Origin of the sequence: Arthrobacter sp. YD2 (assembly GCF_030410475.1) — a bacterium.
Taxonomy (GTDB): domain Bacteria; phylum Actinomycetota; class Actinomycetes; order Actinomycetales; family Micrococcaceae; genus Arthrobacter_B; species Arthrobacter_B zhangbolii.
Window position 1 is genome coordinate 636,119 of sequence record NZ_JAUHHB010000001.1, and the last position, 20,948, is coordinate 657,066.

General features: G+C 66.3%; 20 protein-coding genes, 1 pseudogene and 1 riboswitch. Of the genes and pseudogenes, 15 read left to right on the forward strand and 6 right to left on the reverse strand.

Translation table 11 applies throughout. The features are described 5' to 3' along the window. Window positions 1-183: 183 nt before the first annotated feature. The 6 genes and pseudogenes from QWJ37_RS03180 to mnhG all read left to right on the forward strand — a co-directional run. Window positions 184-3,225 carry a Na+/H+ antiporter subunit A gene (locus QWJ37_RS03180; RefSeq protein ID WP_227928523.1) on the forward strand — a complete coding sequence of 1,014 codons (3,042 nt, stop codon included), beginning with the start codon at window positions 184-186 and terminating at the stop codon, window positions 3,223-3,225. After that, a complete protein-coding gene (locus QWJ37_RS03185) occupies window positions 3,222-3,710 on the forward strand; it encodes a Na(+)/H(+) antiporter subunit C (RefSeq protein ID WP_227902642.1) in 489 nt (162 codons plus the stop codon). Before QWJ37_RS03180 ends, QWJ37_RS03185 begins: the two co-directional genes overlap by 4 nt. Beyond that, on the forward strand, window positions 3,707-5,317 hold the full coding sequence (locus QWJ37_RS03190) for a Na+/H+ antiporter subunit D (protein WP_227902639.1): 1,611 nt from the start codon (window positions 3,707-3,709) through the stop codon (window positions 5,315-5,317). The genes QWJ37_RS03185 and QWJ37_RS03190 overlap by 4 nt, the downstream gene beginning before the upstream one ends. A 14-nt stretch (window positions 5,318-5,331) precedes the next feature. Then, window positions 5,332-5,910, forward strand: a complete 579-nt coding sequence (locus QWJ37_RS03195) for a Na+/H+ antiporter subunit E (protein WP_227902636.1) — start codon at window positions 5,332-5,334, stop codon at window positions 5,908-5,910. Then, entirely contained in the window at window positions 5,907-6,167 is a 261-nt protein-coding gene (locus tag QWJ37_RS03200) for a monovalent cation/H+ antiporter complex subunit F (RefSeq protein ID WP_227902633.1), read from the forward strand. The genes QWJ37_RS03195 and QWJ37_RS03200 overlap by 4 nt, the downstream gene beginning before the upstream one ends. A 3-nt stretch (window positions 6,168-6,170) precedes the next feature. Next, window positions 6,171-6,512: pseudogene (gene mnhG, locus QWJ37_RS03205) on the forward strand (monovalent cation/H(+) antiporter subunit G); the annotation flags it as partial. A 248-nt stretch (window positions 6,513-6,760) separates the two neighbouring features. Here the strand turns inward: mnhG and QWJ37_RS03210 are convergent. Further along, on the reverse strand, window positions 6,761-7,024 hold the full coding sequence (locus QWJ37_RS03210; protein WP_227902630.1) for a DUF4235 domain-containing protein: 264 nt from the start codon (window positions 7,022-7,024) through the stop codon (window positions 6,761-6,763). A gap of 109 nt (window positions 7,025-7,133) precedes the next feature. Continuing rightward, window positions 7,134-7,267: riboswitch (TPP riboswitch) on the forward strand. Window positions 7,268-7,446: 179 nt separating this feature from the next. On the opposite strand from QWJ37_RS03210, the gene QWJ37_RS03215 reads away from it, so the two are divergent. From QWJ37_RS03215 to QWJ37_RS03225, 3 genes are read left to right on the forward strand one after another with little or no spacing between them, the layout of a single operon-like run. Further along, window positions 7,447-8,001, forward strand: a complete 555-nt coding sequence (locus tag QWJ37_RS03215; protein WP_227902685.1) for an ECF transporter S component — start codon at window positions 7,447-7,449, stop codon at window positions 7,999-8,001. 2 nt (window positions 8,002-8,003) lie between these two features. Next, window positions 8,004-9,620 (forward strand): ABC transporter ATP-binding protein, encoded by a 1,617-nt coding sequence (locus tag QWJ37_RS03220; RefSeq protein WP_290244059.1) that lies wholly within the window; start codon window positions 8,004-8,006, stop codon window positions 9,618-9,620. Then, the gene (locus QWJ37_RS03225) at window positions 9,617-10,438 is read left to right on the forward strand and encodes an energy-coupling factor transporter transmembrane component T (RefSeq protein ID WP_290244061.1); all 822 of its coding nucleotides are present in this window, start codon (window positions 9,617-9,619) and stop codon (window positions 10,436-10,438) included. Before QWJ37_RS03220 ends, QWJ37_RS03225 begins: the two co-directional genes overlap by 4 nt. Window positions 10,439-10,469: 31 nt before the next feature. Here the strand turns inward: QWJ37_RS03225 and QWJ37_RS03230 are convergent, their stop codons facing one another. Continuing rightward, window positions 10,470-11,345, reverse strand: a complete 876-nt coding sequence (locus QWJ37_RS03230) for an aminodeoxychorismate lyase (RefSeq protein WP_290244062.1) — start codon at window positions 11,343-11,345, stop codon at window positions 10,470-10,472. An 84-nt stretch (window positions 11,346-11,429) separates the two neighbouring features. On the opposite strand from QWJ37_RS03230, the gene cls reads away from it, so the two are divergent. Beyond that, complete coding sequence (gene cls / locus QWJ37_RS03235; RefSeq protein ID WP_227928534.1) at window positions 11,430-12,905, forward strand: cardiolipin synthase; 1,476 nt, start codon at window positions 11,430-11,432, stop codon at window positions 12,903-12,905. Between the two features lie 24 nt (window positions 12,906-12,929). On the opposite strand, the gene QWJ37_RS03240 is transcribed toward cls, so the two are convergent. The 3 genes from QWJ37_RS03240 to QWJ37_RS03250 are packed head-to-tail and all read right to left on the reverse strand — an operon-like array spanning window position 12,930 to window position 14,918. Beyond that, window positions 12,930-13,538, reverse strand: coding sequence for a hypothetical protein (locus QWJ37_RS03240; RefSeq protein WP_290244063.1), 609 nt, complete (start codon window positions 13,536-13,538; stop codon window positions 12,930-12,932). Continuing rightward, entirely contained in the window at window positions 13,528-14,064 is a 537-nt protein-coding gene (locus QWJ37_RS03245; protein WP_290244064.1) for a low molecular weight protein-tyrosine-phosphatase, read from the reverse strand. The genes QWJ37_RS03240 and QWJ37_RS03245 overlap by 11 nt, the downstream gene beginning before the upstream one ends. Before the next feature lie 50 nt (window positions 14,065-14,114). Beyond that, window positions 14,115-14,918, reverse strand: a complete 804-nt coding sequence (locus QWJ37_RS03250; RefSeq protein ID WP_290244065.1) for a methyltransferase domain-containing protein — start codon at window positions 14,916-14,918, stop codon at window positions 14,115-14,117. Window positions 14,919-15,162: 244 nt separating this feature from the next. Between QWJ37_RS03250 and dnaK the strand changes: the two genes are divergently transcribed. From dnaK to QWJ37_RS03275, 5 genes are all read left to right on the forward strand, one after another. Further along, the gene (dnaK, locus tag QWJ37_RS03255) at window positions 15,163-17,043 is read left to right on the forward strand and encodes a molecular chaperone DnaK (protein ID WP_227902616.1); all 1,881 of its coding nucleotides are present in this window, start codon (window positions 15,163-15,165) and stop codon (window positions 17,041-17,043) included. A 2-nt stretch (window positions 17,044-17,045) separates the two neighbouring features. Further along, window positions 17,046-17,681, forward strand: a complete 636-nt coding sequence (locus QWJ37_RS03260; RefSeq protein WP_227902615.1) for a nucleotide exchange factor GrpE — start codon at window positions 17,046-17,048, stop codon at window positions 17,679-17,681. 140 nt (window positions 17,682-17,821) lie between these two features. Continuing rightward, window positions 17,822-18,817 (forward strand): DnaJ C-terminal domain-containing protein, encoded by a 996-nt coding sequence (locus tag QWJ37_RS03265; protein ID WP_227902614.1) that lies wholly within the window; start codon window positions 17,822-17,824, stop codon window positions 18,815-18,817. A 62-nt stretch (window positions 18,818-18,879) separates the two neighbouring features. Then, window positions 18,880-19,392: a MerR family transcriptional regulator gene (locus tag QWJ37_RS03270; protein WP_227928538.1), complete on the forward strand. Its 513-nt coding sequence runs from the start codon at window positions 18,880-18,882 to the stop codon at window positions 19,390-19,392. Window positions 19,393-19,445: 53 nt separating this feature from the next. Continuing rightward, window positions 19,446-20,183: an MOSC N-terminal beta barrel domain-containing protein gene (locus tag QWJ37_RS03275; protein WP_227928540.1), complete on the forward strand. Its 738-nt coding sequence runs from the start codon at window positions 19,446-19,448 to the stop codon at window positions 20,181-20,183. Window positions 20,184-20,237: 54 nt separating this feature from the next. Here the strand turns inward: QWJ37_RS03275 and QWJ37_RS03280 are convergent, their stop codons facing one another. Then, window positions 20,238-20,885, reverse strand: a complete 648-nt coding sequence (locus QWJ37_RS03280; RefSeq protein ID WP_227928541.1) for a class I SAM-dependent methyltransferase — start codon at window positions 20,883-20,885, stop codon at window positions 20,238-20,240. Window positions 20,886-20,948: the final 63 nt, after the last annotated feature.

Sequence of the window (20,948 nt, forward strand, 5' to 3'; positions counted from 1 at the left end):
TCCCGTGTATTCCACGCCGCTGCGCGGATGTGTGCCCCCGGTGCGGAAGAGCCCGAATAGGAAGTGGCGTCTATGCCATGGGTAGAATGTATAGACCGACCTTGACCGCCCCTTGATAAGTACAGCCTGATAACTACAGCTCTGTAACGCTGCAACATCGACAAGAGAGTCCGGGAGATCATCGTGCTATTTGTGCTCACCGTTCTGTTTACGGTGGCACTGGTTGCGCCCTTATTGTTCCGGAAGGTGGGCCGGTCGGCGTTCTACGTTCTTGCGGCCTTCCCTGCCGCCGCCTTCATCTGGCTGGTGGCCACCTTCCCCCGGTACACAGGTGCTGACCAGACGCTTGCCTCGGGTGCCCCGAACGCACCCCCGTCAGTCACTATTCCGTGGATCCCTGACCTCAGGGTAGAGCTGGCGTTCAGGATGGACACGCTCTCCGCGGTTCTTTCCATCCTTATCCTCGGTGTTGGCGCGCTGGTCCTGTTCTACTGCGCCCGGTATTTCCGGCCCAATGATCCGAAGATGGGTTCCTTTGGTGCGCAGCTGCTGGCTTTCGCAGCGACGATGTTCGGGCTTGTTACGGCAGATGACCTCATCCTGCTGTTCATCTTCTGGGAACTGACCACCATCCTGTCCTACCTGCTGATCGGCTACGCAGCACACCGCCTGTCTGCACGGCGTGCGGCATTGCAGGCGCTGATCGTGACGACCTTCGGCGGTCTGGCGATGCTGGTGGGCATGATCATGCTCGGCTCCGCAGCGCAGACCTACCGGATTTCGGAGATCCTGGCGCAGGCCCCGGAGCTGGTCTCCCAGGGCACGTTGGTCAACGTGGCCATCGCCCTGATGCTGGTGGGTGCTGTCTCGAAGTCCGCGCTGGTGCCGTTCCACTTCTGGCTGCCGGCCGCCATGGCCGCCCCCACTCCGGTCAGCGCGTACCTGCATGCCGCGGCCATGGTGAAAGCCGGTATCTACCTGATTGCGCGGCTGGCCCCCGGGTTCTCCGAGACCCTGCTGTGGCACCCGATCGTGCTGATCCTGGGCCTGCTCACCATGCTGGTCGGCGGCTGGCGGGCGCTGCGGCAGTTCGACATCAAACTGATCCTTGCCTACGGGACGGTGAGCCAGCTCGGTTTCCTGACCCTGGTGGTGGGCCTGGGCAACCGTGAAGCGGCGGTGGCCGGAATGGGCCTGCTGCTTGCCCACGGGTTCTTCAAGGCCACCCTGTTCCTGGTGGTGGGAATCATTGACCATCAGGCCGGAACGCGTGACATCCGCAAACTCTCCGGCATCTTCCGCGCTGCGCCGAAACTGGCGGTGGTTGCCGTCATCGGCGCCGCCTCCATGGCAGGCATCCCGCCGTTCCTGGGCTTCGTGGCGAAGGAATCCGTGTACGAGACCTACGTGCACTATGGCGAGGAGCAAGGCACCTTCGCGGGCTGGATCCTGCTGGCCGGCGTCGTTATCGGTTCCGTCCTTACCTTCGCCTACAGTGCGCGCTTCATCTGGGGTGCCTTCGCCACCAAGGGCGGATGCGCACCTACCCCGTTCAAAGCGGTTTCCTGGTCCTTCCTCGCCGCGCCGGCCATCCTCGCCGCGGCCACCGTGGTTTTTGGTCTCTGGCCGGGACCGCTGGATACCGCGATTGCCTCCTACGCCGACCTGTTCCCGGCTGACGGCCCGCCCACGCACCTGGCCCTCTGGCACGGGCTGACGCCGGCCCTCGGGCTGACCGGACTGACCATTGCTGCCGGCGTTGCACTGTTCCTGCTGCGCCGGAACGTGGAGTCCTTCCAGCGGGACATTGCCTTCCCGCTGGACGCGGAGCGTTCCTACCGCGGCACCATCGGCGTGCTCGACGACGTCGCCGTCTGGGTCACCGGACGCACCCAGCGAGGCTCGTTGTCCTTCTACCTCTTCGTCATCCTGTCCATGGCGATTGTGACGCCGTTGTCGGCGCTGCTGGTTCGTGCCGCACCCATGCCGCAGGATTTCCGGCTGTACGACAATCCCCTTCAGGCCGTGATCGGCGCAGCAGTGATCCTCGGCGCCGTTGCCGCCGCCCGGGCCAGCAAACGCTTCCTCGCCGTGCTGATGGTCTCCGTCAGCGGATACGGCATTGCGCTGATCTTCGCGCTGCAGGGGGCCCCGGACCTGGCCCTCACCCAGATGCTGGTCGAAACCATTGTGCTGGTGGCCTTTGTGCTGGCCCTGCGGTCCCTGCCGGCACGCCTGTGGAAGCGCGAACCGAAGCGGCACCGGCTGCTGCGGGCCGTCCTGGGTATTGCCTTCGGTGCCAGCATGGTGATTTTCGCGATGACCGCCATGGCGTCCCGGGTGGCCACGCCCATCTCCCTGGACTTCCCCAAGCTGGCCTACGAAATCGGTGGCGGGAACAACATTGTTAACGTCACGCTGGTAGACATCCGCGCCTGGGACACCTTCGGGGAGATCTCCGTGCTGGCCATTGCCGCCACCGGGCTGGCCTCCCTGATCTTTGTCCGCGGCCGCGGCGACAAGCGGCGCCGGGCCGAAGGGGTTGCCAGCGGCTCGGTGGACCGCGGCCGGGAGCACTTTGCCTCCACCGGCCGGCGCCAGGCCACCCTGGCTCTGGCCCGCAAGTTCTCCAACGTTGGCCGCGAGGCCTGGCTGGTGGCAGGCCGGACGCTTGCCCCGGAACGGCGCTCCATCATCTTCGAGGTGATCACGCGGCTGCTGTTCCACTCCGTCATCATCTTCTCGGTCTACTTGCTTATCGCGGGCCACAATGCCCCCGGTGGCGGATTCGCGGGCGGCCTGATGGCAGGGCTCGCCCTGACCATCCGCTACCTGGCCGGCGGCCGGTTCGAGTTGGCGGAAGCCAGCCCCGTCAGCGCCGGAACCCTGCTCGGCGGTGGCCTCGGCCTCGCCGCCCTGTCCGCCGCAGCGCCGCTGTTCTTCGGCGGACAGGTCCTGCAAAGCGCCATCATCAAGTTCACCTGGCCGATTTTCGGGGAGGTCAAGTTCGTCACCTCCACGATCTTCGACATCGGCGTCTACCTCATTGTGGTGGGACTCGTGCTGGACGTCCTGCGCAGCCTGGGCTCGGAGATCGACGAGCGCAGCGAAGGTGACAGGGATGACGAGGACACCATAGTGGAGGAACCCCAGATCATTAGTGCGGACGAAAACGCCGGCGACACCACCGGAACACGGGCCGGCGAAGAGGAGGTGGCACGGTGACGGTCAACCTCACCCTCCTTCTGGTCATGGGCGCCCTCTACGCAGCCGGGATCTACCTGCTGCTGGAACGCAGCCTTACCCGCGTGGTGCTGGGCCTGACCATGCTGACCAATGCCACCAACATCCTGCTGCTGGCGACCGGTGGTCCGGCAGGGCTGGCCCCCATGTTCAACAAGGACCTGCCGGCGGACGCCTACAATGATCCGCTGCCGCAGGCCTTTATCCTCACCTCGATTGTCATTTCCTTCTCGGTGACTGCCTTCATGCTTGGCATCATCTACCGGTCCTGGGTGCTGGGCCGCCAGGACGAGGTCCAGGACGATATTGAGGACCGCCGCGTGGCCAGCCAGAGCAGTTTTGACGCCGAGGATGACGCGGACGTCCCCGAGGACACCACGGAATTCACTCCGCCGGACGAGGCGGAAGAGGCCGCAGGCTCGCAACGGGGAAACACAACAACGAACGGACCGGAGGTGAACCGATGAACACAGCAAGCCTTGCCCCACTGGCCGTGGTGCTGCCGTTCTTCGGCGCAGCCCTGGCCTTCATCCTGATCCGGCACCAGCGCTCCCAGCGGGTGGTCAGTGTCAGCATCCTGGCAGTGACCCTGGTGCTGGAAGTGATCCTGCTGCTCTCCGTCTGGAACACCGGCGCGGTGGCCGTAAACCTCGGCGGCTGGCTGCCACCGTTCGGCATCACCATGGTGGTGGACCAGTTCTCGGCACTGATGCTCGTAGTCTCCTCCGCGATCAGCCTGGCCGTCCTGATTTACGCCGCGGGCCAGGGCATGGCCGACGGCGACGAAGACGGACCCATCTCGATCTTCCACCCGACGTACCTGATTCTGGTGGCCGGCGTTTCCAATGCCTTCCTTGCCGGTGACCTGTTCAACCTGTACGTCGGATTCGAAATCCTGCTCACCGCCAGTTATGTCCTGATGACCCTGGGCGGAACAACTCCGCGGATCCGGGCCGGCGTGACCTACGTGGTGGTCAGTGTTGTCTCCTCGCTGCTCTTCCTGATTGCCATTGCCATGATTTACGCGTCCACCGGGACGGTGAACATGGCGGACCTGGCACTGAAGCTGGGCGAGCTGGATCCCGCCACACAGATGATGCTCCATCTGATGCTGCTGGTGGCCTTCGGCATCAAGGCGGCGGTCTTCCCGCTCTCCTTCTGGCTGCCGGACTCCTATCCCACCGCGCCGGCCCCGGTGACCGCCGTGTTCGCCGGACTGCTGACCAAAGTAGGGGTCTACGCCATGGTCCGCACCGAAACCCTGCTGTTCCCGGGGGACCGGATCAACACGCTGCTGATGGTGGTGGCGGGCCTGACCATGCTGGTGGGCATCCTCGGTGCACTGGCGCAAACGGACATCAAACGTATGCTCTCCTTCACCCTGGTCAGCCACATCGGCTACATGGTGTTCGGTCTGGCGGTCGCTTCGGTTGTTGGCATCGGGTCCGCCGTGTTCTACGTGGTCCACCACATCACCGTGCAGACCTCGCTGTTCCTGGTCACCGGCCTGATTGAACGGCGCGGCGGCACGGCCAACATGGACCGCCTGGGCGGACTCGCCAAGCTCTCACCGCTGCTGGCCGTGCTGTACTTCATCCCGGCCATCAACCTCGCCGGCATCCCGCCGTTCTCCGGCTTCCTCGGCAAGCTTGGCCTGATGCAGGCCGGCGTTGAGCTGGGCACCCCGCTGGCCTATCTGCTGGTGGCTGCTGGTGCCGCAACGAGCCTGCTGACGCTGCTGGTGATGGCACGGGTCTGGAACCGGGCATTCTGGCGGACCCCCGAGGACGCGGTCCACCCGGACCCGATCCTGCTGGCCACCGGCCCGGACGGATCACGGCTGCGGAACTCGGAAGACGTCAGCGAGATCACCAGCGGCCGGTTCTCCTCTCGCGATTCCGTGGACCTGCTGCCGCGGACCATGGTGTACCCCACCGTCGGACTCGTGGCGCTTGGCGTGTCACTGACCGTCCTCGCCGGACCGCTGTTCTCGCTCAGCGACAATGCGGCCCGGGACCTGCTGGACCGCACGCCCTATATCGAAGCAGTGCTGGGAGAGGGGGCCGCAGAATGACGAAGGAAGCGCCCATGCGCAACCGCGCCCGCGTTCCGCTCCTGAAGGAACTGCCGCTGCTGATCTGGCTGGTGTTCCTGTGGGGCGCTTTGTGGCAGGACTTCAGTGCCGGAAACCTGATCTTCGGGGCGGTGATCGCCTTCATCGTGGCGAACATCTTCTACCTGCCGCCGGTTGAGCTCAGCGGACGGTTCAACCCGCTGTACGCGCTGGTCTTTGCCGGCCGTTTCTTCTACAAACTCGTGCATGCCAGTTTCCACGTGTTCTGGCTTGCGCTGGTCCGCGGGCCGCGGATCCGCAACGGGGTGATCGGGGTGAAGCTGCGCAGCCGCTCGGACCTGCTGGTCACCGCCACCGGCCACGCCCTGTCGCTGATCCCGGGCTCGCTGATTGTCGACGTCGACCGCTCCACATCGACGCTGTACCTGCACGCACTGGACGTTTCCACCCCGGAACAGGCAGAGAAAGCGCGTACCGAGGTGCTCAATGCCGAGGCGTGGCTGATCCGCACAATGGGCACCAAGAAGGAACTCGAAGCACTGCGTGCCGAGACGGCAGAGGCGCGGCAGCGCAAGATCGGAGGACAGGCATGATGACCGCAGCAGTGGTGGCCGTGAGCCTCATGCTGGCCGTGGCCGGTGCAGGAGCCATTTACCGCATCGCCAAGGGTCCCTCGATCCTGGACCGTGTGCTGGCGGCTGACGTTCTGCTGGCCATAGTCGGCGCAGCCCTGGCCACCGACATGATTGTTTACCGCAACCTTGATTACCTGGCGCTGCTGGTGGCCATTTCACTGGTCGGCTTTATCGGCTCCGTAACCGTTGCCCGCTTTGTCACGGACAGGAGGTAGGCAATGGAAGAGACCGTGTATGACGTGATTGTCGCCGTGCTGATGCTCGGCGGTGCCCTGATGTCCCTGGCTGCGGCCATCGGCCTGATGCGCTTCCCGGACCTGCTGAGCCGGATGCACGCTGCGTCCAAGCCGCAGGTGCTGGGCCTGCTGCTGTTCCTGCTGGCCATGGCCGTTGAATTCCGCAGCTGGAAACTCCTTCCGGTCCTCGCCGTCGCCTGGATCTTTATGCTCCTGACCGCACCTGTATCCGCCCACATGGTGGGCCGGGCAGGCTACCGGACCAAGCACCTGCGCCCGGAACTGCTGGTGATCGACGAGCTTGACGACGTCGTCGAACGCGCCCAGCGGCTGCTGAAAGAGGCGGAGGAGGAGCAGGCTCTCGAAAATGACGAGGACGACCCGCTGGTGGATGACGATCCGGACGGGACCGCCCCCGAAGCGGACATGTACACCGGAGAGCTCGACGACGATGAACTGTTGCGGGCCCGCGACGGCGCAGCTGCGGGCGACTTAACCACAGACGCCCAGCGCCCGGGGAAAAACCCCGAGGGCTGAGCGCCGCGGTTCCGCCGGCCTGGCGGCAAACCGGGTTAGACGACTTCCGGCGTCTTCTTGTAGCGCTGGATGGCACGCTGTGTACCGCGGTTGGTGAGCACCCGGATGACGGAGCTGACCGCACCGGAGACAAGGGCAAACGCCACGGCCGAACGCAGGCTGTTTTCCAGGCTTCCTTCGGCATCCTTGGGCGGCTCGTTGCCCGTGGCCTTGGTCCAGATGAAATCAAGTGCCTTGGCGGCGACGATTCCGGACAGAATGCTGGCGCCGGTTCCCAGCAGTTTGAGGATCAGGTTCATGAGTAACTCCTAGCTTCGGGCGATTTCCCTAACCCTACGGTACCGGTGGAACACGCGGATCTGCTGATGCCTGTGTAGATCCGGAGCCCGTGTGTAGAGTGGAACCGCAAACATACGACAGGGGAGCGCCGTCCCGCAGCAGGTCCAACGGATCTGGGTGACGGGCGCTGAGAGTGCGGACATCCGCAGACCCTCGAACCTGATCCGGTTAGTACCGGCGAAGGGAGTCGAGAGCTCAGGGAATCTTCCCGCAACGGGCCGGCAACCGCCGGTGCGGGCGGGAAGCTGTGCCGGTATACCGGCCGTCCCTCCCCTCCTGATTCACAGGAGGATATCCATTGAAAGACCGTTATTCAGCAGCGGCACCGTCCGCCAACCAGTTCCCCCCGGCACGCCCTGCCGTGTCCAACCGTCGCTGGCGGGTGGTGGACATTGTTGTGGCCTCCGTCCTCGCCGTGGCGGTAGGCGTCATTTTCTGGGCCTGGTCCCTGGGCTACGCGGGGGTCAGCGCACTGACGGCAGCGTTTCCGCCACTGGCCGGGCTCTATACCGGCGGCTGGCTGATTGCCGGGGTGCTCGGCGCGCTGATCATCCGCAAACCGGGCGCGGCGATTTACTGTGAAATGCTGGCCGCAGCCGTCTCCGGTGTACTGGGCACGCAGTTCGGCCTCTCCGTGCTGCTCTCCGGTTTTATCCAGGGGCTGGGTGCCGAGCTCGTGTTTTTGATCTTCCTTTACCGTCGGTTCACGCTGCCCGTGGCGCTGCTGGCGGGCCTTGGCTCCGGTGTGTTCCTGGGGCTGAGCGAAAACATCCTTTACAACCTGGAGTGGGCAGCGCAGTGGCAGCTGCTCTACGTCATCCTGACTGCGGTTTCGGGTGCGGTGATTGCCGGCGGACTCTCCTGGCTCGCGGTGCGGGCGCTGGCCAAAACGGGTGCGCTGGCCCCCTTCGCGTCGGGACAGACCGGAAAGGCGTAGCCGTGCTGTTTGGCAGAAAAGCCGGACGGAGCCCGGTTGCCCTCCGCAGCCCGGCGCCGTCCGGTTCCCCTGCGCCCTCCGGTTCCCGGGCCCGGCCGGCCGCTGTCACTGCCCGCGGCTGGGGCTGGCGGCATGGCGGCCGCAGTGCCTCCGCGGTGTCCGGACTGGACCTGACCATTTCCCCCGGCGAACGGGTGCTGCTGCTTGGCGCCTCCGGTGCGGGGAAATCCACTGTCCTGCACGCCCTGGCAGGGGTTCTCGGACCGGATACCGGCGGCATGGAACACGGCACGCTCGCGGTGGACGGCGCGCATCCGTCCGATCCTGCCTCCCGTGGCCGGACCGGGCTGGTCCTGCAGGACCCGGACAGCCAGACCGTGCTGTCCCGGGTGGGGGATGAGGTGGCTTTCGGGGCGGAAAACCTGGCCGTGCCCGCCGGGGAGATCTGGCCGCGCGTGCGTGCGGCGCTGGCCGACGTCGGTTTGGAGGTGCCGCTGGAAAGCTCGACGGCGGCCCTGTCCGGCGGACAGAAGCAGCGCCTTGCCCTGGCCTCGGTGATGGCCATGGAACCGGGACTGCTTCTTCTGGACGAGCCCACGGCCAACCTTGACCCCGCGGGCGTTGTGGAGATCCGCGACGCCGTAGGCCGGGTACTGGACCGCACCGGGGCCACACTCATTGTGGTGGAACACCGGGTCCAGGTGTGGGCCGAGCTGGTGGACCGCGTGGTGGTGCTGGCCGCAGGTGGCGGGGTTTTGGCGGACGGCCCGCCCGGCCAGGTGCTGGGTGATCCCGGGCACCGCGAAACCCTTGCCGCGGCCGGCATCTGGCTGCCCGGGACCGCGCCGGAGATACCGGAGGACTCGGGGGCCTCCTGGCACCCCGGCCGTGGTGACGGAAGCCTGCTGCTTTCAGCGCGCGGGCTGGCGGTGAGCCGGACGAATACCGGGCCGCCCGTGCTCACCGGGGCGGATCTGAGCCTGGCGGCCGGCACCGCGGTAGGGATCACCGGGCCCAACGGCGCGGGAAAATCCACCCTGGCCCTGACACTGGGCGGCCTGCTCCGGCCGCATACCGGCACGCTCGAGGCGGCAGCGGAGCTGGCCGGCGCCGCCCGGCGCGAACCTTTCCGCTGGAAATCAGGGGAACTGGTGGAACGGATCGGAACGGTATTCCAGGAACCGGAGCACCAGTTCCTTACGGCCACTGTGCTGGATGAACTGGCGTTCGGTCCGCGGCGCGTAGGCAGGGAAACCGACGGGAAAACGCTGGACCGGGTGCATGAACTGGCGCAGCGCCTGCGGCTGGACCACCTGCTGCAGGCAAACCCCTTCACGCTTTCGGGCGGGGAGAAACGCCGGCTGTCGGTGGCCACCATGCTCGCCACCGCGCCGCGGATCCTGTTGCTGGATGAACCGACGTTCGGGCAGGATGCCCGCACCTGGGCCGAGCTGGTGGCGCTGCTGCGTGGTCAGCTGGCGCAGGGACAGTGCGTGGTCTCCGTGACGCATGATGCGGAGTTCGTCCAGGCACTTGAGTCCCGGACGCTGCGCGTGGCGGACGGCGCTGTGACCGAGCTTCCTTCGACACCGGCCGCCGCAGTGCAGGTGAACCCGTGAACGGGGTCCAGGTACGCCCGGACGGCACCGCCGCGGCACCCGCACGGCCGGGCGGCAGCTTGCTGAAACGCGCAAATCCGCTGTCCAAACTGGCTTCCGCGTTGCTGCTGACCCTGGCTGTCCTCGTCACCGTGGACTGGGTAAGTTCCACCGTGGTCCTGGCGGCCGAGCTTGCCCTGCTGCCGCTGCTGCACATCCGGATCACCACCCTGATCCGGAGGACCTGGCCCCTGCTGGTGGCCGCGCTCATCGGCGCGTGGGGTACGGCCCTGCTGGCGGAAAAGACCGGAACGGTGCTGTTGGAGGCCGGCCCGCTGGTCTTCACTTCCGGGTCCGTGGCCGCCGGAATAGCGATTGGACTGCGCGGCCTGGCCATTGCCCTGCCCGGTATCTATCTGCTGACCACCACGGATCCCACGGACCTGGCGGATGCGCTGGCGCAAAAGCTGAAGCTGCCGCACCGCTTTGTCCTGGGAGCATTGGCGGCGATGCGGCTGGTGGGATTGCTGGTGGAGGAGTGGCGCACGCTCGGACTCGCCCGGCATGCCCGCGGGGCCGGACCGGATACCGGTGCCGCTGCCCGGCTCAAGGGTTTCGGCGGACAGTCGGTGGCCCTGCTGGTCCAGGCCATCCGCCGTGCCACCCGCCTGGCCGTGGCCATGGAGGCCCGCGGATTCGGGGCAGCGGAACGGACCTGGGCAAGGTCTTCCACATTCAGCGGGGTGGATGCGGCGGTTTTCGGTGCAGGCCTGGCCGTGTCAGCGGGAGCTGTCGCGGCCGCCGTGGCGGCAGGGACCTTCAATTTCATCCTGACCTAGCGCCGCGGAGCCGGGACGCCGGCGGACGCGGCTACAGTGCTGCGTCCGCCAGTTTCACCAGTTCGGCGTTCAGTGTTTCGGAGAAGGGCAGCCCGCGTCCGTCGATGGAACGGACCGGCACAAGCATCCGGATGCTGGAAGCCAGCCAGACGCCGTCGGCCTGGAACAGGTCCTCGGGGACCAGCGGACCGTAGCCCAGCTCCCAGCCGGCAGCCTCAGCCGCCCTGAACAGTGCGTCCTGGGTGGTTCCGGCCAGGATGCCGGAGCGGCGCTCGGGCGTGAGCAGCGTCCGCACCCCGTTGCGTTCGGTGGCCAGGACCACCGTGGAGGTTGGACCTTCCAGGACCTTGCCGTCGGAGGACGTGAAGATGGCGTCATCCGCACCGTTGGCCTTGGCGTACCGCAAAGCGGCCATGTTTACCGCGTAGGACAGGGTTTTGGCTCCCAACAGCAGCCACGGCGCCCGGGATGCGGCCAGGCTGTCATAGCCGCGGTCCAGCAGCAGCACGCGAATGCCGTCCTTCTGCTGCGCCGCATTGTCCGGTGCAGACGTGACCTGAACCCATGCGGTGGCTTCCCCGGCGCCTTCAACACCCCTGGTGGCCACCAGCTTCACCGCGGCCCGTCCGGTGGGACCCGCATCCCCGGCATGCAGCGCCAACGCGGTGGCAATGGCCCGCTCCCAGGCGGCACGCTCCGGAATCCGCAGGTCCAGCAGGTCCGCGGAGGAACCCAGGCGGTCCAAGTGGGCATCGGGTTTGCGCGGTACGCCGTCCACCGCCAGCAGGGATTCGAAGATCCCGTCGCCCCGCGTGACGCCGAGGTCATTGATCATCAGCGCCGGGACACCGGCGTCGGCCGGGCGTCCGTCAGGGTAGGCAGGATCCAGGAAAACCAGAACAGTCATGCCACCAGACTAGCCACAAAGACCCGGCCGGGCCGCCGTACAGATAGGCTGTTCACAGGTGCGGCTGCTGGGAGGAGCTTGAGTGTGTACTGGTCTCTGACCGGCCTGGACCCGTCCGGGTGGATAACGGTCGTACTGACCGTGGTGGATTATGCCATCCGGATCATTGCGCTGGGTGTGGTTCCCGGCAACCGCCGCCCCACCACGGCCATGGCCTGGCTGCTGTGTATCTTCTTCCTCCCCATTCCCGGAATCATCCTGTTCTCCCTGTTCGGCAACCACCGGCTTTCCGAACAGCGGGTGCGCCGGCAGGCCGAAATCAACCGTGCCGTCCGCGAAAACACCAAGGAACTGGAAACCGAAGTCAGCACCTATGCCGGGCCTGAATGGGTACTCAACGCCGCCGAGCTCAACCGCCGGCTGGGCTCCTTCCCCACGCTGGACGGCAACAAGGTGGAACTGCAGCGGGACTACCACGCGTCCATCGAGGAGATGACCCGCGCAGTGGAGAAGGCTGTCCGCTACGTACATGTGGAGTTCTACATCATGGGGTACGACGCCGTGACCCGGGACTTCTTCCATGCACTGAAAGAGGCAGCGGGCCGCGGGGTGACCGTCCGGCTCCTCTTCGACCACATCGGCACGCTGCGGGTCAAGGGCTACCGGAAGCTCCTGAAGGAGCTGCGCAGCAGCGACATCCAGTGGCGGCGGATGCTGCCCATTGAACCTTTCCGCGGACACTGGCGCCGCCCGGACCTGCGCAACCACCGGAAACTGCTGGTGGTGGACGGCGCGGTGGGGTTCACCGGGTCCCAGAACCTGGTGGAGCCGGCCTACCACAAAGCCAAAAACCGCCGTTCCGGACGCAACTGGGTGGAACTGATGGCCCGCGTGGAAGGGCCGGTGGTGGATGAACTCAACGTTGTCTTCGCCACGGACTGGAACGCCGAAACGGATGAGAACCTGGAACGGGAACTGAGCCTGTACGAGTGGACGTTCGATCCCGGTGACGTCACCTGCCAGGTGGTCCCCAGCGGTCCCGGTTTCAGCACGGAAAACAACCTGCGCCTGTTCGCCTCCCTGATCTATTCGGCCTCCGACCGGATCTCCATCACCAGCCCCTACTTCGTCCCCGACGACACCCTGCTGTATGCCGTGACCACGGCTGCCCAGCGCGGAGTGGCCGTGGAACTGTTCGTTTCCGAACAGGGCGACCAGTTCCTGGTGGACCACGCCCAGCGCTCCTACTACGAGGCGCTGCTGGAAGCGGGGGTGCGGATCTACCAGTACCCCAAGCCGCTGGTGCTCCATGCCAAACACTTCACCATCGACAACGAGGTGGCTGTCCTGGGCTCCAGCAACATGGACATGCGGTCTTTCTCCCTGAACCTTGAGGTATCCGTGATGATGTTTGACGGCACCATCGTGGAGCAGATGCGCCGGATCGAGGACACTTACCGTGCCTTGTCCAAGGAACTGCTGCTGGAGAACTGGGTGGGCCGTCCCGTCTGGCAGCGCTACATCGACAACGTTGCCCGCCTGACCGCGACACTGCAGTAACCCTTCCGGGTGTCTGCCCGGACCCTATCCGGCGGCGCCCGCCGGGTCGGCGCCGGACAGCTGTGCCAGCACCTGGCCGAGTGCGGCCGCGGGGTTTGCGCCTGCGCCAACCATCCGCACGGTCAGGGAAGCAGCGGCAGGCACATCATCGGTGGCGGCCCAGCAGCGTTCCTGCGCCGCCCACCGCTCCCAATGCGGGGCATACGTGCTGCCGTCGCGGTCAAGGGCGTACCGCTTGCGGACGGCTTCCTCGCCGTCCACCCACACAACGGTGTCCAGGAGTGCGCGCGCCTCGCGGTGGGCTGCCCCGACGCCTTCCAGAACGACGGCGTCGGCGGGCTCGGTGACCCGCGCGGCGCCGGGCCGGCCGGTATCCCAGTCCCACGCCTGCCAGCGTGCCGGCAGCCCGCGGGAGAGCGGGCGCAGGATGCGCTCCCGGTAATAGGCCATACCGGATTCCAGCCCGTCCCAACCGGGATAAATGTCCTCCAGATGGAACAGGCGAACGGAGCCGCGGCTGCTGAGGGCAGCGGCCACTTCGGTGGCCAGGGTGGTTTTGCCGGCCCCCGAGAAGCCGTCAACGGCGATGAGCAGTGGAGAAGGGGCTGTGCGTAGCGAAGACTCAGTGCTCATCACGGCTTTCGGGCCGGTTCGCATGCAGGGACGCCACGTAGTCCACTACGCCCGGAACTGCGGCGTCGATCAGCGCGTACGCGGTTTCAAAGTCCTTCCGGTTCCCGTACCAGGGGTCCTCGATACTGAGCCCGGGTGAGGGTTCGGGGCGGCCCGCGGAGGTCTGCAGGGCGGGATCGAAGGCCCGCAGCATCATCACCTTGGCGCGGTCCGCCGCGGTGGGTGCCTGCAGCGAGAGTTCCAGGTAATGCCCATAGTCCATGGCCAGGATGAGGTCGAGGCTGCTGAACCATTCCGGCTGGAACTCCCGGGCACGGAATGCTGAGATTCCGGCGTCGGGGTAGCCGTGCCGCCGCAGTTCCGCAGCTGCCCGGGTGTCCATGGGCTTGCCTGCTTCCCATCCGGTGAGGCCGGAGGAATCCACGGCCACCCTGGCGCCGGCGCCGGTGAGGGCGCGGTCGAGGGCGAACTGGGCCATGGGGGAGCGGCAGATGTTTCCCGTGCAGACGGTCTGGATGCGGAACATGGCTTAAACCCTACGCACAAACCGCGGGCCCAGCCGGATGGACGTGCAGGCTAGGCGCGAGCCAGCAACTCGCCGCAGGGCATCAGGAACCAGCCGTCCGGCGCCTCCGCCCACGCCTGCCAACCGGCCGAGATGCGTTCCAGCGCCGCCTGATCCGCCAAACCACGTTCCAGCGCCTGTTCGGCGAACGCGGACTGAAGGACCCGCTCGGACCAGGAACCGGCATGCCACGCACGCTGTTCCGGTGTGGCATAAAGCCAGTTGGAGGAGGACGGGGTGATGTCGGTGAACCCGGCCTCCAGCGCCCAGGAGAGCAGGTGCCGGCCGGCATCGGGTTCGGCCTGGTTGCCGCGGGCAATCTGCTGGTAGGTCTGCATCCATTCCGTCAGGGCGGGCGAGGCGGGATACCAGCTCATGCCGTGGAAATCGGCGTCTCGCACTGCCACCAGGCCGCCCGGTTTGGTGACCCGGCGCATTTCGCGCAGGGCTGCCACCGGGTCCATCAGGTGCTGCAGCACCTGGTGGGCATGAACCACGTCAAAGGTTTCATCCGGGAAGTCCAGGTCATACACGTTTCCGGCCGTAAAGGTGGTGTTCTGCAATCCCCGTTCGGCAGCCAGGGTGCGGGCCTGCGTCAGCACGTCTTCGGACTGGTCCAGGCCCGTCACGGGTCCCGGAGCGGTGAGTGCCGCGAAATCCGCGGTGATGCTTCCCGGCCCGCAGCCGACGTCGAGCACGCTCATGCCCGGCTCGAGTTCGGGCAGCAGGTACGCGGCGCAGTCCTTCGCGGTGCGGACCGCGTGGGCAGCAACCACGCTGCGGTGATGGCCGTGGGAGTACGTTTCGGGACCCATAGCAGGACCCTACCGCCCGCGCCGGACCGCCGGTATGCAGGCGTCATACCGTGTCACGCAAGACCCCCGGGCGAAGTTGAGTGCGGAAGGCTCAAGTTTGTTGACAAAGAATCAGGGCTGAGTAGAGTTGAGTCCAGAACGCTCAATTGCACTGCCGCGATGTCGGAAGGGGCTCCCCGCCTGGGGATCCGGTCCGCTGATGTCACGGAAGATGCGGGTTTTTCCAAGGAAAGAGGAAGCAAATATGTCACGTGCAGTAGGTATTGACCTCGGAACCACCAACTCGGTTGTCTCGGTCCTGGAAGGCGGCGAGCCCACGGTCATCGCCAACGCCGAAGGCGGCCGCACCACCCCCTCCGTTGTTGCCTTCGCCAAGTCCGGCGAGGTTCTGGTCGGTGAAATCGCCAAGCGCCAGGCCGTCAACAACATTGACCGCACCATCGCTTCGGTCAAGCGCCACATGGGCACTGACTGGAACGTGGACGTGGACGGCAAGAAGTACACCGCCCAGGAAATCTCCGCCCGTATCCTGATGAAGCTGAAGAACGACGCCGAGTCCTACCTGGGTGAAAAGGTCACGGACGCCGTGGTCACCGTCCCGGCCTACTTCAACGACGCAGAGCGCCAGGCCACCAAGGAAGCCGGCGAAATTGCCGGCCTCAACGTGCTGCGCATCGTCAACGAGCCCACCGCTGCAGCCCTGGCCTACGGCCTGGACAAGGGCAAGGAAGATGAACTGATCCTCGTCTTCGACCTCGGCGGCGGTACGTTCGACGTCTCCCTGCTCGAAGTCGGCAAGGATGAGGACGAGTTCTCCACCATCCAGGTCCGCGCCACCTCCGGTGACAACCGCCTCGGCGGCGATGACTGGGATCAGCGCATTGTTGATTACCTGCTGGGCCAGGCCAAGGCCAAGGGTGCGGATCTGTCCAAGGACAAGATCGCCCTGCAGCGCCTGAAGGAAGCTGCGGAGCAGGCCAAGAAGGAACTCTCCTCCGCCACCTCCACCAACATCTCCCTGCAGTACCTCTCGGTCACTCCCGAAGGCCCGGTCCACCTGGATGAGCACCTCTCCCGTGCCAAGTTCCAGGACCTGACCAAGGACCTGCTGGACCGCACCAAGAAGCCGTTCAATGACGTCATCGCCGAAGCCGGCATCAAGGTTTCCGACATCGACCACATCATCCTCGTGGGCGGTTCCACCCGTATGCCCGCCGTTTCCGAACTGGTGAAGGAACTGGCAGGCGGCAAGGAGCCGAACAAGGGCGTCAACCCGGACGAGGTCGTCGCCGTGGGCGCCGCACTGCAGGCCGGTGTGCTGAAGGGCGAGCGCAAGGATGTGCTCCTTATCGACGTCACCCCGCTGTCCCTGGGTATTGAAACCAAGGGCGGAGTGATGACCAAGCTGATTGAGCGCAACACGGCCATCCCCACCAAGCGGAGCGAAACCTTCACCACGGCTGATGACAACCAGCCCTCGGTGGCCATCCAGGTCTTCCAGGGCGAGCGTGAGTTCACCCGGGACAACAAGCCGCTGGGCACCTTCGAGCTGACCGGTATTGCACCGGCTCCGCGCGGTGTCCCGCAGATCGAGGTCACCTTCGACATCGACGCCAACGGCATTGTGCACGTGTCCGCCAAGGACAAGGGCACCGGCGCCGAGCAGTCGATGACCATCACCGGCGGCTCCTCGCTCTCCAAGGACGACATTGACCGGATGGTCCGTGAAGCCGAAGAGCACGCTGCGGAGGACAAGAAGCGCCGCGAGGCAGCCGACGTCCGCAACTCGGCAGAGCAGCTCGCCTACTCGGTGGACAAGCTCCTCACCGACAATGACGACAAGCTGCCCGAAGACGTCAAGACCGAGGTCCGCGGCGACGTCGACGCGCTGAAGAAGGCGCTCGAAGGCACCGAGAACGACGACGAGGTCAAGAGCGCGTTTGAGAAGCTGCAGGCTTCCCAGACCAAGCTCGGCGAAGCCATCTACGCTTCGGCCTCCGCTGCGGGTGCCGAAGGCGCTCCGGGTGCGGCCGACGGCGCAGCAGGCGACGGCGCGGCAGCCGGCGGTGCAGGCGATGAAGACATCGTTGACGCCGAGGTTGTCGACGACGAAGAGAAGAAGTAACCATGGCTGCTGGAAACGAGCACGGGAACACCCCCGAAGGCGAGGATCCGATCAGCGGCCAGGACCAGTCCGCGCCGGATGAAGCAGCACAGCAGGACGCAGCGGCAGCCGGGGAGGGCGTTTCCTCCCCGGCCGCCGGGCCGGACGGCGACGCACTGTCCCAGGCCGAGCAGATCCTGAACAACGCTGACGTACCGGCACAGCCTGCGGATACGGGTTCGCCCGAAGCCGCGGAACTGCGCAATGACCTGCTGCGCCTGCAGGCCGAGTACGTGAACTACCGCAAGCGGGTGGAGCGGGACCGCGACGTTGCCCGGGAAATGGCAGTCATCGGTGTGCTGAACACGCTGATGCCCGTCCTGGATGACATCGATGCCGCACGCCAGCACGGTGACCTGGCGGAGGGACCGTTCGCCGCCATCGCCACCAAGCTGGAAAACTCGCTGAAGACGTACGGACTCAGCCGCATCGACGAGACCGGAGTGGAGTTCGATCCGAATATCCACGAGGCACTCATCCAGCAGCAGAGCGCCGATGTCACGTTTGATACGGTCACGCAGATCCTGCGCGCCGGCTACAAGTCCGGCGACCGGGTCCTGCGTGCCGCGCAGGTGATTGTTTCGGTTCCGGAACAGTAGTTCCACAGTGTCCGGGGCTGCCCTTGAAGGCAGCCCCGGACATTTCCATAGGCAGGTCCCGCAGCAGGGCCGGCAGTAAGCCCGTCGGCCGGCTCAAACGGCAGCGACGCGGGATCAGTGCACAAGAAAGGGGACGCCAATTGGCTAGTCAGGATTGGGTCGATAAGGACTTCTACAAGATTCTGGGTGTTCCCAAGGATGCGTCAGACGCCGACATCAAAAAGGCCTACCGCAAGCTGGCACGGAAATACCATCCTGATCAGAACCAGGGTGACGCCAACGCGGAGCGGATGTTCAAGGATCTCTCCGAGGCATACTCGGTGCTCTCCGACGCAGAGGAACGCCAGCAGTATGATGCCATCCGCGCAATGGGCAGCGGTGCCAGATTCTCTGCAGGCGGTGCCCCGGGCGGCGGCGGAGCAGGCGGCGCAGGATTCGAGGATATCTTCGGGGACCTGTTCGGCCAGACCGCCCGCGGCGGCGGCCGGCGGACCACGTTCAACGCCGGCGGCAGCAACATCCCGCCGGAGTTCGCCGACCTCTTCGGCGGCGGCGGTTTCGGCGGCGGAGGCTTCGGCGCCCCGCCGCCTACCAAAGGCGCGGACCGGACAGCCAGCACCACCATCTCCTTCGCGGGGTCCATTAACGGCACCGTGATCGGCCTCCGCGAACCCAGCGGAGAAGTAGTGGAGGTCCGGGTTCCGGCCGGCGTCAAGGACGGCCAGAAGATCCGTGTGCGCGGCAAGGGGCAGCCCGGCGCCGCCGGTGCCGGGGACCTGATGGTCACCGTGCATGTCACACCGCACGACTTTTTTGTCCGCGACGGCAACAACATCCGGATCCACGTTCCGGTGTCCTTCCCGGAGGCCGCACTGGGCGCCACCATTGAGGTGCCCACGCTGACCTCAGATACCGTGCGCCTGAAGGTACCCGCCGGTACGCCGTCCGGCCGGACACTGAGGGTCAAGGGCCGCGGCGTGCACACGTCCAAGGGCAACGGCGACCTGCTGGTCACCGTGGACGTCGCCGTGCCCTCACGGCTGAACAAAGAGGCCCAGGCCGCGGTGGAGGCGTTTGCCGAGGCCACCAAGGGTGAGGACCCCCGGGCCGGGCTCGCCGCCAAGGCGCGGCTCTAGCCGGCTCCCCGGCGGATTGACCCGCCGGGGTTAGGATTTCAACCAGCAGTGAAGGAGGAACAATGGGCATAGACGTCAACGCGCCTATTTTTGTGATCTCCGTTGCCGCTGAGCTCGCGGAGATGCATCCGCAGACCCTCCGGCAATATGACCGGCTCGGAATAGTCCGGCCCAGCCGGGCGCCCGGGCGGTCGCGCCGGTATTCCCAACGGGATATCCAGTTGCTCCGCGAGGTCCAGAAACTCTCCCAGGAGGGTGTCTCGCTGGAGGGAATCAAACGGATCATGGAGCTGCAGAACCAGGTCACCGGGCTGCGGCAGCGGGTCAGCGAGCTTTCCTCCGAGCTGGAGACTGCCCGCCGCCACACCTCGGACCGCAGCCGTGTCTTCGCGGCCGGCCGGGCCGGCGATGTGGTGACCCTGAGCCGCGGGCAGCGGCCGCCGGCGGCTCCGGGCTCGGTGCAGCAGCTGGGACTTGTGTCCCTGATGCAGCGCAGCGGCAGGCTCCGCGCACTGCCGGCCGGCAAGTCTGCGGACCGGAACTACGCCGAAGAAGGCTACATCCAGTCGCTCTGAGGGCCTGCAGCACGTTCGCAGCACCAGCCCGCGCGGCATGAGATGATGCCCGGATGCGACAGATGGGAAGTCCGGTCGGTACCGTGCGCGCGCTGTACCGCTACCCGGTCAAATCAACCGCAGGCGAGGCGCTGGCCGCCGTCGAGGTCACCCGGCGAGGCCTGCGTGATGACCGCCTCTGGGCGGTTTATACGAACGACGGCGGGATTGCCAGCGGCAAGCGCACCCGCCGCTTCCGGCCGGTGCCCGGTCTGATGCAATGGTCCTCCAGCACCGCGGAGGACGGCGTGCCGCTGCTGACCGGCCCCGATGGGCGGTCCTACCGGGTCGATGAGCCGGCGGCATCCACTGCCCTGAGCTCAGCCCTGGGCCGCGAGCTTCGCGTGCAGCCTGAAACCACGGTGCAGCACCATGACGAAACTCCGCTGCACCTGCTAACCACATCTTCCCTTGCCGCCCTGGACGACCTCACCGGCGCACAGGTGGACGAGCGCCGCTTCCGGGCCAACATCATCATTGATACCGGTCCGGAGCGGGTATTCACCGAGGACGCCTGGATAGGTGCCGAACTGGCCCTGGGCCCGGAGGTGCTCCTGCAGCTGGGGCCGGGCATGCCGCGCTGCGTTATGGTCGACCAGCCCCAGGCCGGCGTCGATGCGGGGGCGAAGGCACTGAAGGTGCTGGGTGCGCATCACCGGGCCGAACTCGGCCTGCAGGCCCATGTGCTGCGCACCGGGATGCTGCGGGCCGGTGACACCGTAACCCTGCACCTTGGGTCCGGTGCTGCCTGAAGGGCAGCATGTCCCTGCCGTGAGGTGACCGCCAGGGCGTAGCGGGCCGACGGGTCAGCGCAGGCGCCGTGCCCGCAGGACCACATCCTCGACGTGGTGCGCTCCGGCGCCGGCCGTGACGCTCCGGGGGCGGGTCTCATTCACCTCCACCGCCCAGTCCCCGTCCAGGGCGGCAGCAATATCGCCGGGCAGGACGTAGGCGCGCATGTCGACGGGAGCCTGGTCCTGCGGTTCATGAACGGCGGGCATCGCATGATGCACCACCAGAAGGACACCGCCGGGGGCGACCGCATGCAACAGCGCCTGCTCGGCGGCATTATTCCCCGTGCGCAGCAGCGCCGGATACTGGGCCGAGACCAGATCGAAGCCTCCGGCCGGAAGGTCCGCTTCAACCAGTCCCGAGTGCAGCCACGTCACCTGCAGGGACCGCTGGGCGGCCTGACGGGCGGCCCGGTCCAGCGCTACACGTGAAACGTCCAGCGCAGTGACGTCCCAGCCCCGGGCCGCCAGCCACAGCGCATCCGCGCCCTCGCCGCAGCCCACGTCGAGCACCCGGCCCGGAGCCATGCCGGCAACCTCGGTGAGAAGTGCGCCATTGGGCTCACCGCTCCACAGCGCATCCCGGCCGGCGTATCGCTGGTCCCAGTCTTCCTGAACGGTTGCCGGGTCCGGTGTGGCGGCGGGATCTTGAGTCGGTTCCATACCTTGCATGCGTCGCCCGGAGGCCGGGCTGCAAACCCCGTTGCCGGACCGGCAAAGGCTGCA

Coding starts and splice junctions, on each gene's coding strand:
- QWJ37_RS03190 (WP_227902639.1), top strand. CDS start 3,707: ATGAACACAGCAAGCCTTGCCCCACTGGCCGTGGTGCTGCCGTTCTTC.
- QWJ37_RS03195 (WP_227902636.1), top strand. CDS start 5,332: ATGCGCAACCGCGCCCGCGTTCCGCTCCTGAAGGAACTGCCGCTGCTG.
- QWJ37_RS03200 (WP_227902633.1), top strand. CDS start 5,907: ATGATGACCGCAGCAGTGGTGGCCGTGAGCCTCATGCTGGCCGTGGCC.
- QWJ37_RS03210 (WP_227902630.1), bottom strand. CDS start 7,024: ATGAACCTGATCCTCAAACTGCTGGGAACCGGCGCCAGCATTCTGTCC.
- QWJ37_RS03230 (WP_290244062.1), bottom strand. CDS start 11,345: ATGACTGTTCTGGTTTTCCTGGATCCTGCCTACCCTGACGGACGCCCG.
- QWJ37_RS03240 (WP_290244063.1), bottom strand. CDS start 13,538: ATGAGCACTGAGTCTTCGCTACGCACAGCCCCTTCTCCACTGCTCATC.
- QWJ37_RS03245 (WP_290244064.1), bottom strand. CDS start 14,064: ATGTTCCGCATCCAGACCGTCTGCACGGGAAACATCTGCCGCTCCCCC.
- QWJ37_RS03250 (WP_290244065.1), bottom strand. CDS start 14,918: ATGGGTCCCGAAACGTACTCCCACGGCCATCACCGCAGCGTGGTTGCT.
- dnaK (WP_227902616.1), top strand. CDS start 15,163: ATGTCACGTGCAGTAGGTATTGACCTCGGAACCACCAACTCGGTTGTC.
- QWJ37_RS03260 (WP_227902615.1), top strand. CDS start 17,046: ATGGCTGCTGGAAACGAGCACGGGAACACCCCCGAAGGCGAGGATCCG.
- QWJ37_RS03270 (WP_227928538.1), top strand. CDS start 18,880: ATGGGCATAGACGTCAACGCGCCTATTTTTGTGATCTCCGTTGCCGCT.
- QWJ37_RS03275 (WP_227928540.1), top strand. CDS start 19,446: ATGCGACAGATGGGAAGTCCGGTCGGTACCGTGCGCGCGCTGTACCGC.
- QWJ37_RS03280 (WP_227928541.1), bottom strand. CDS start 20,885: ATGGAACCGACTCAAGATCCCGCCGCCACACCGGACCCGGCAACCGTT.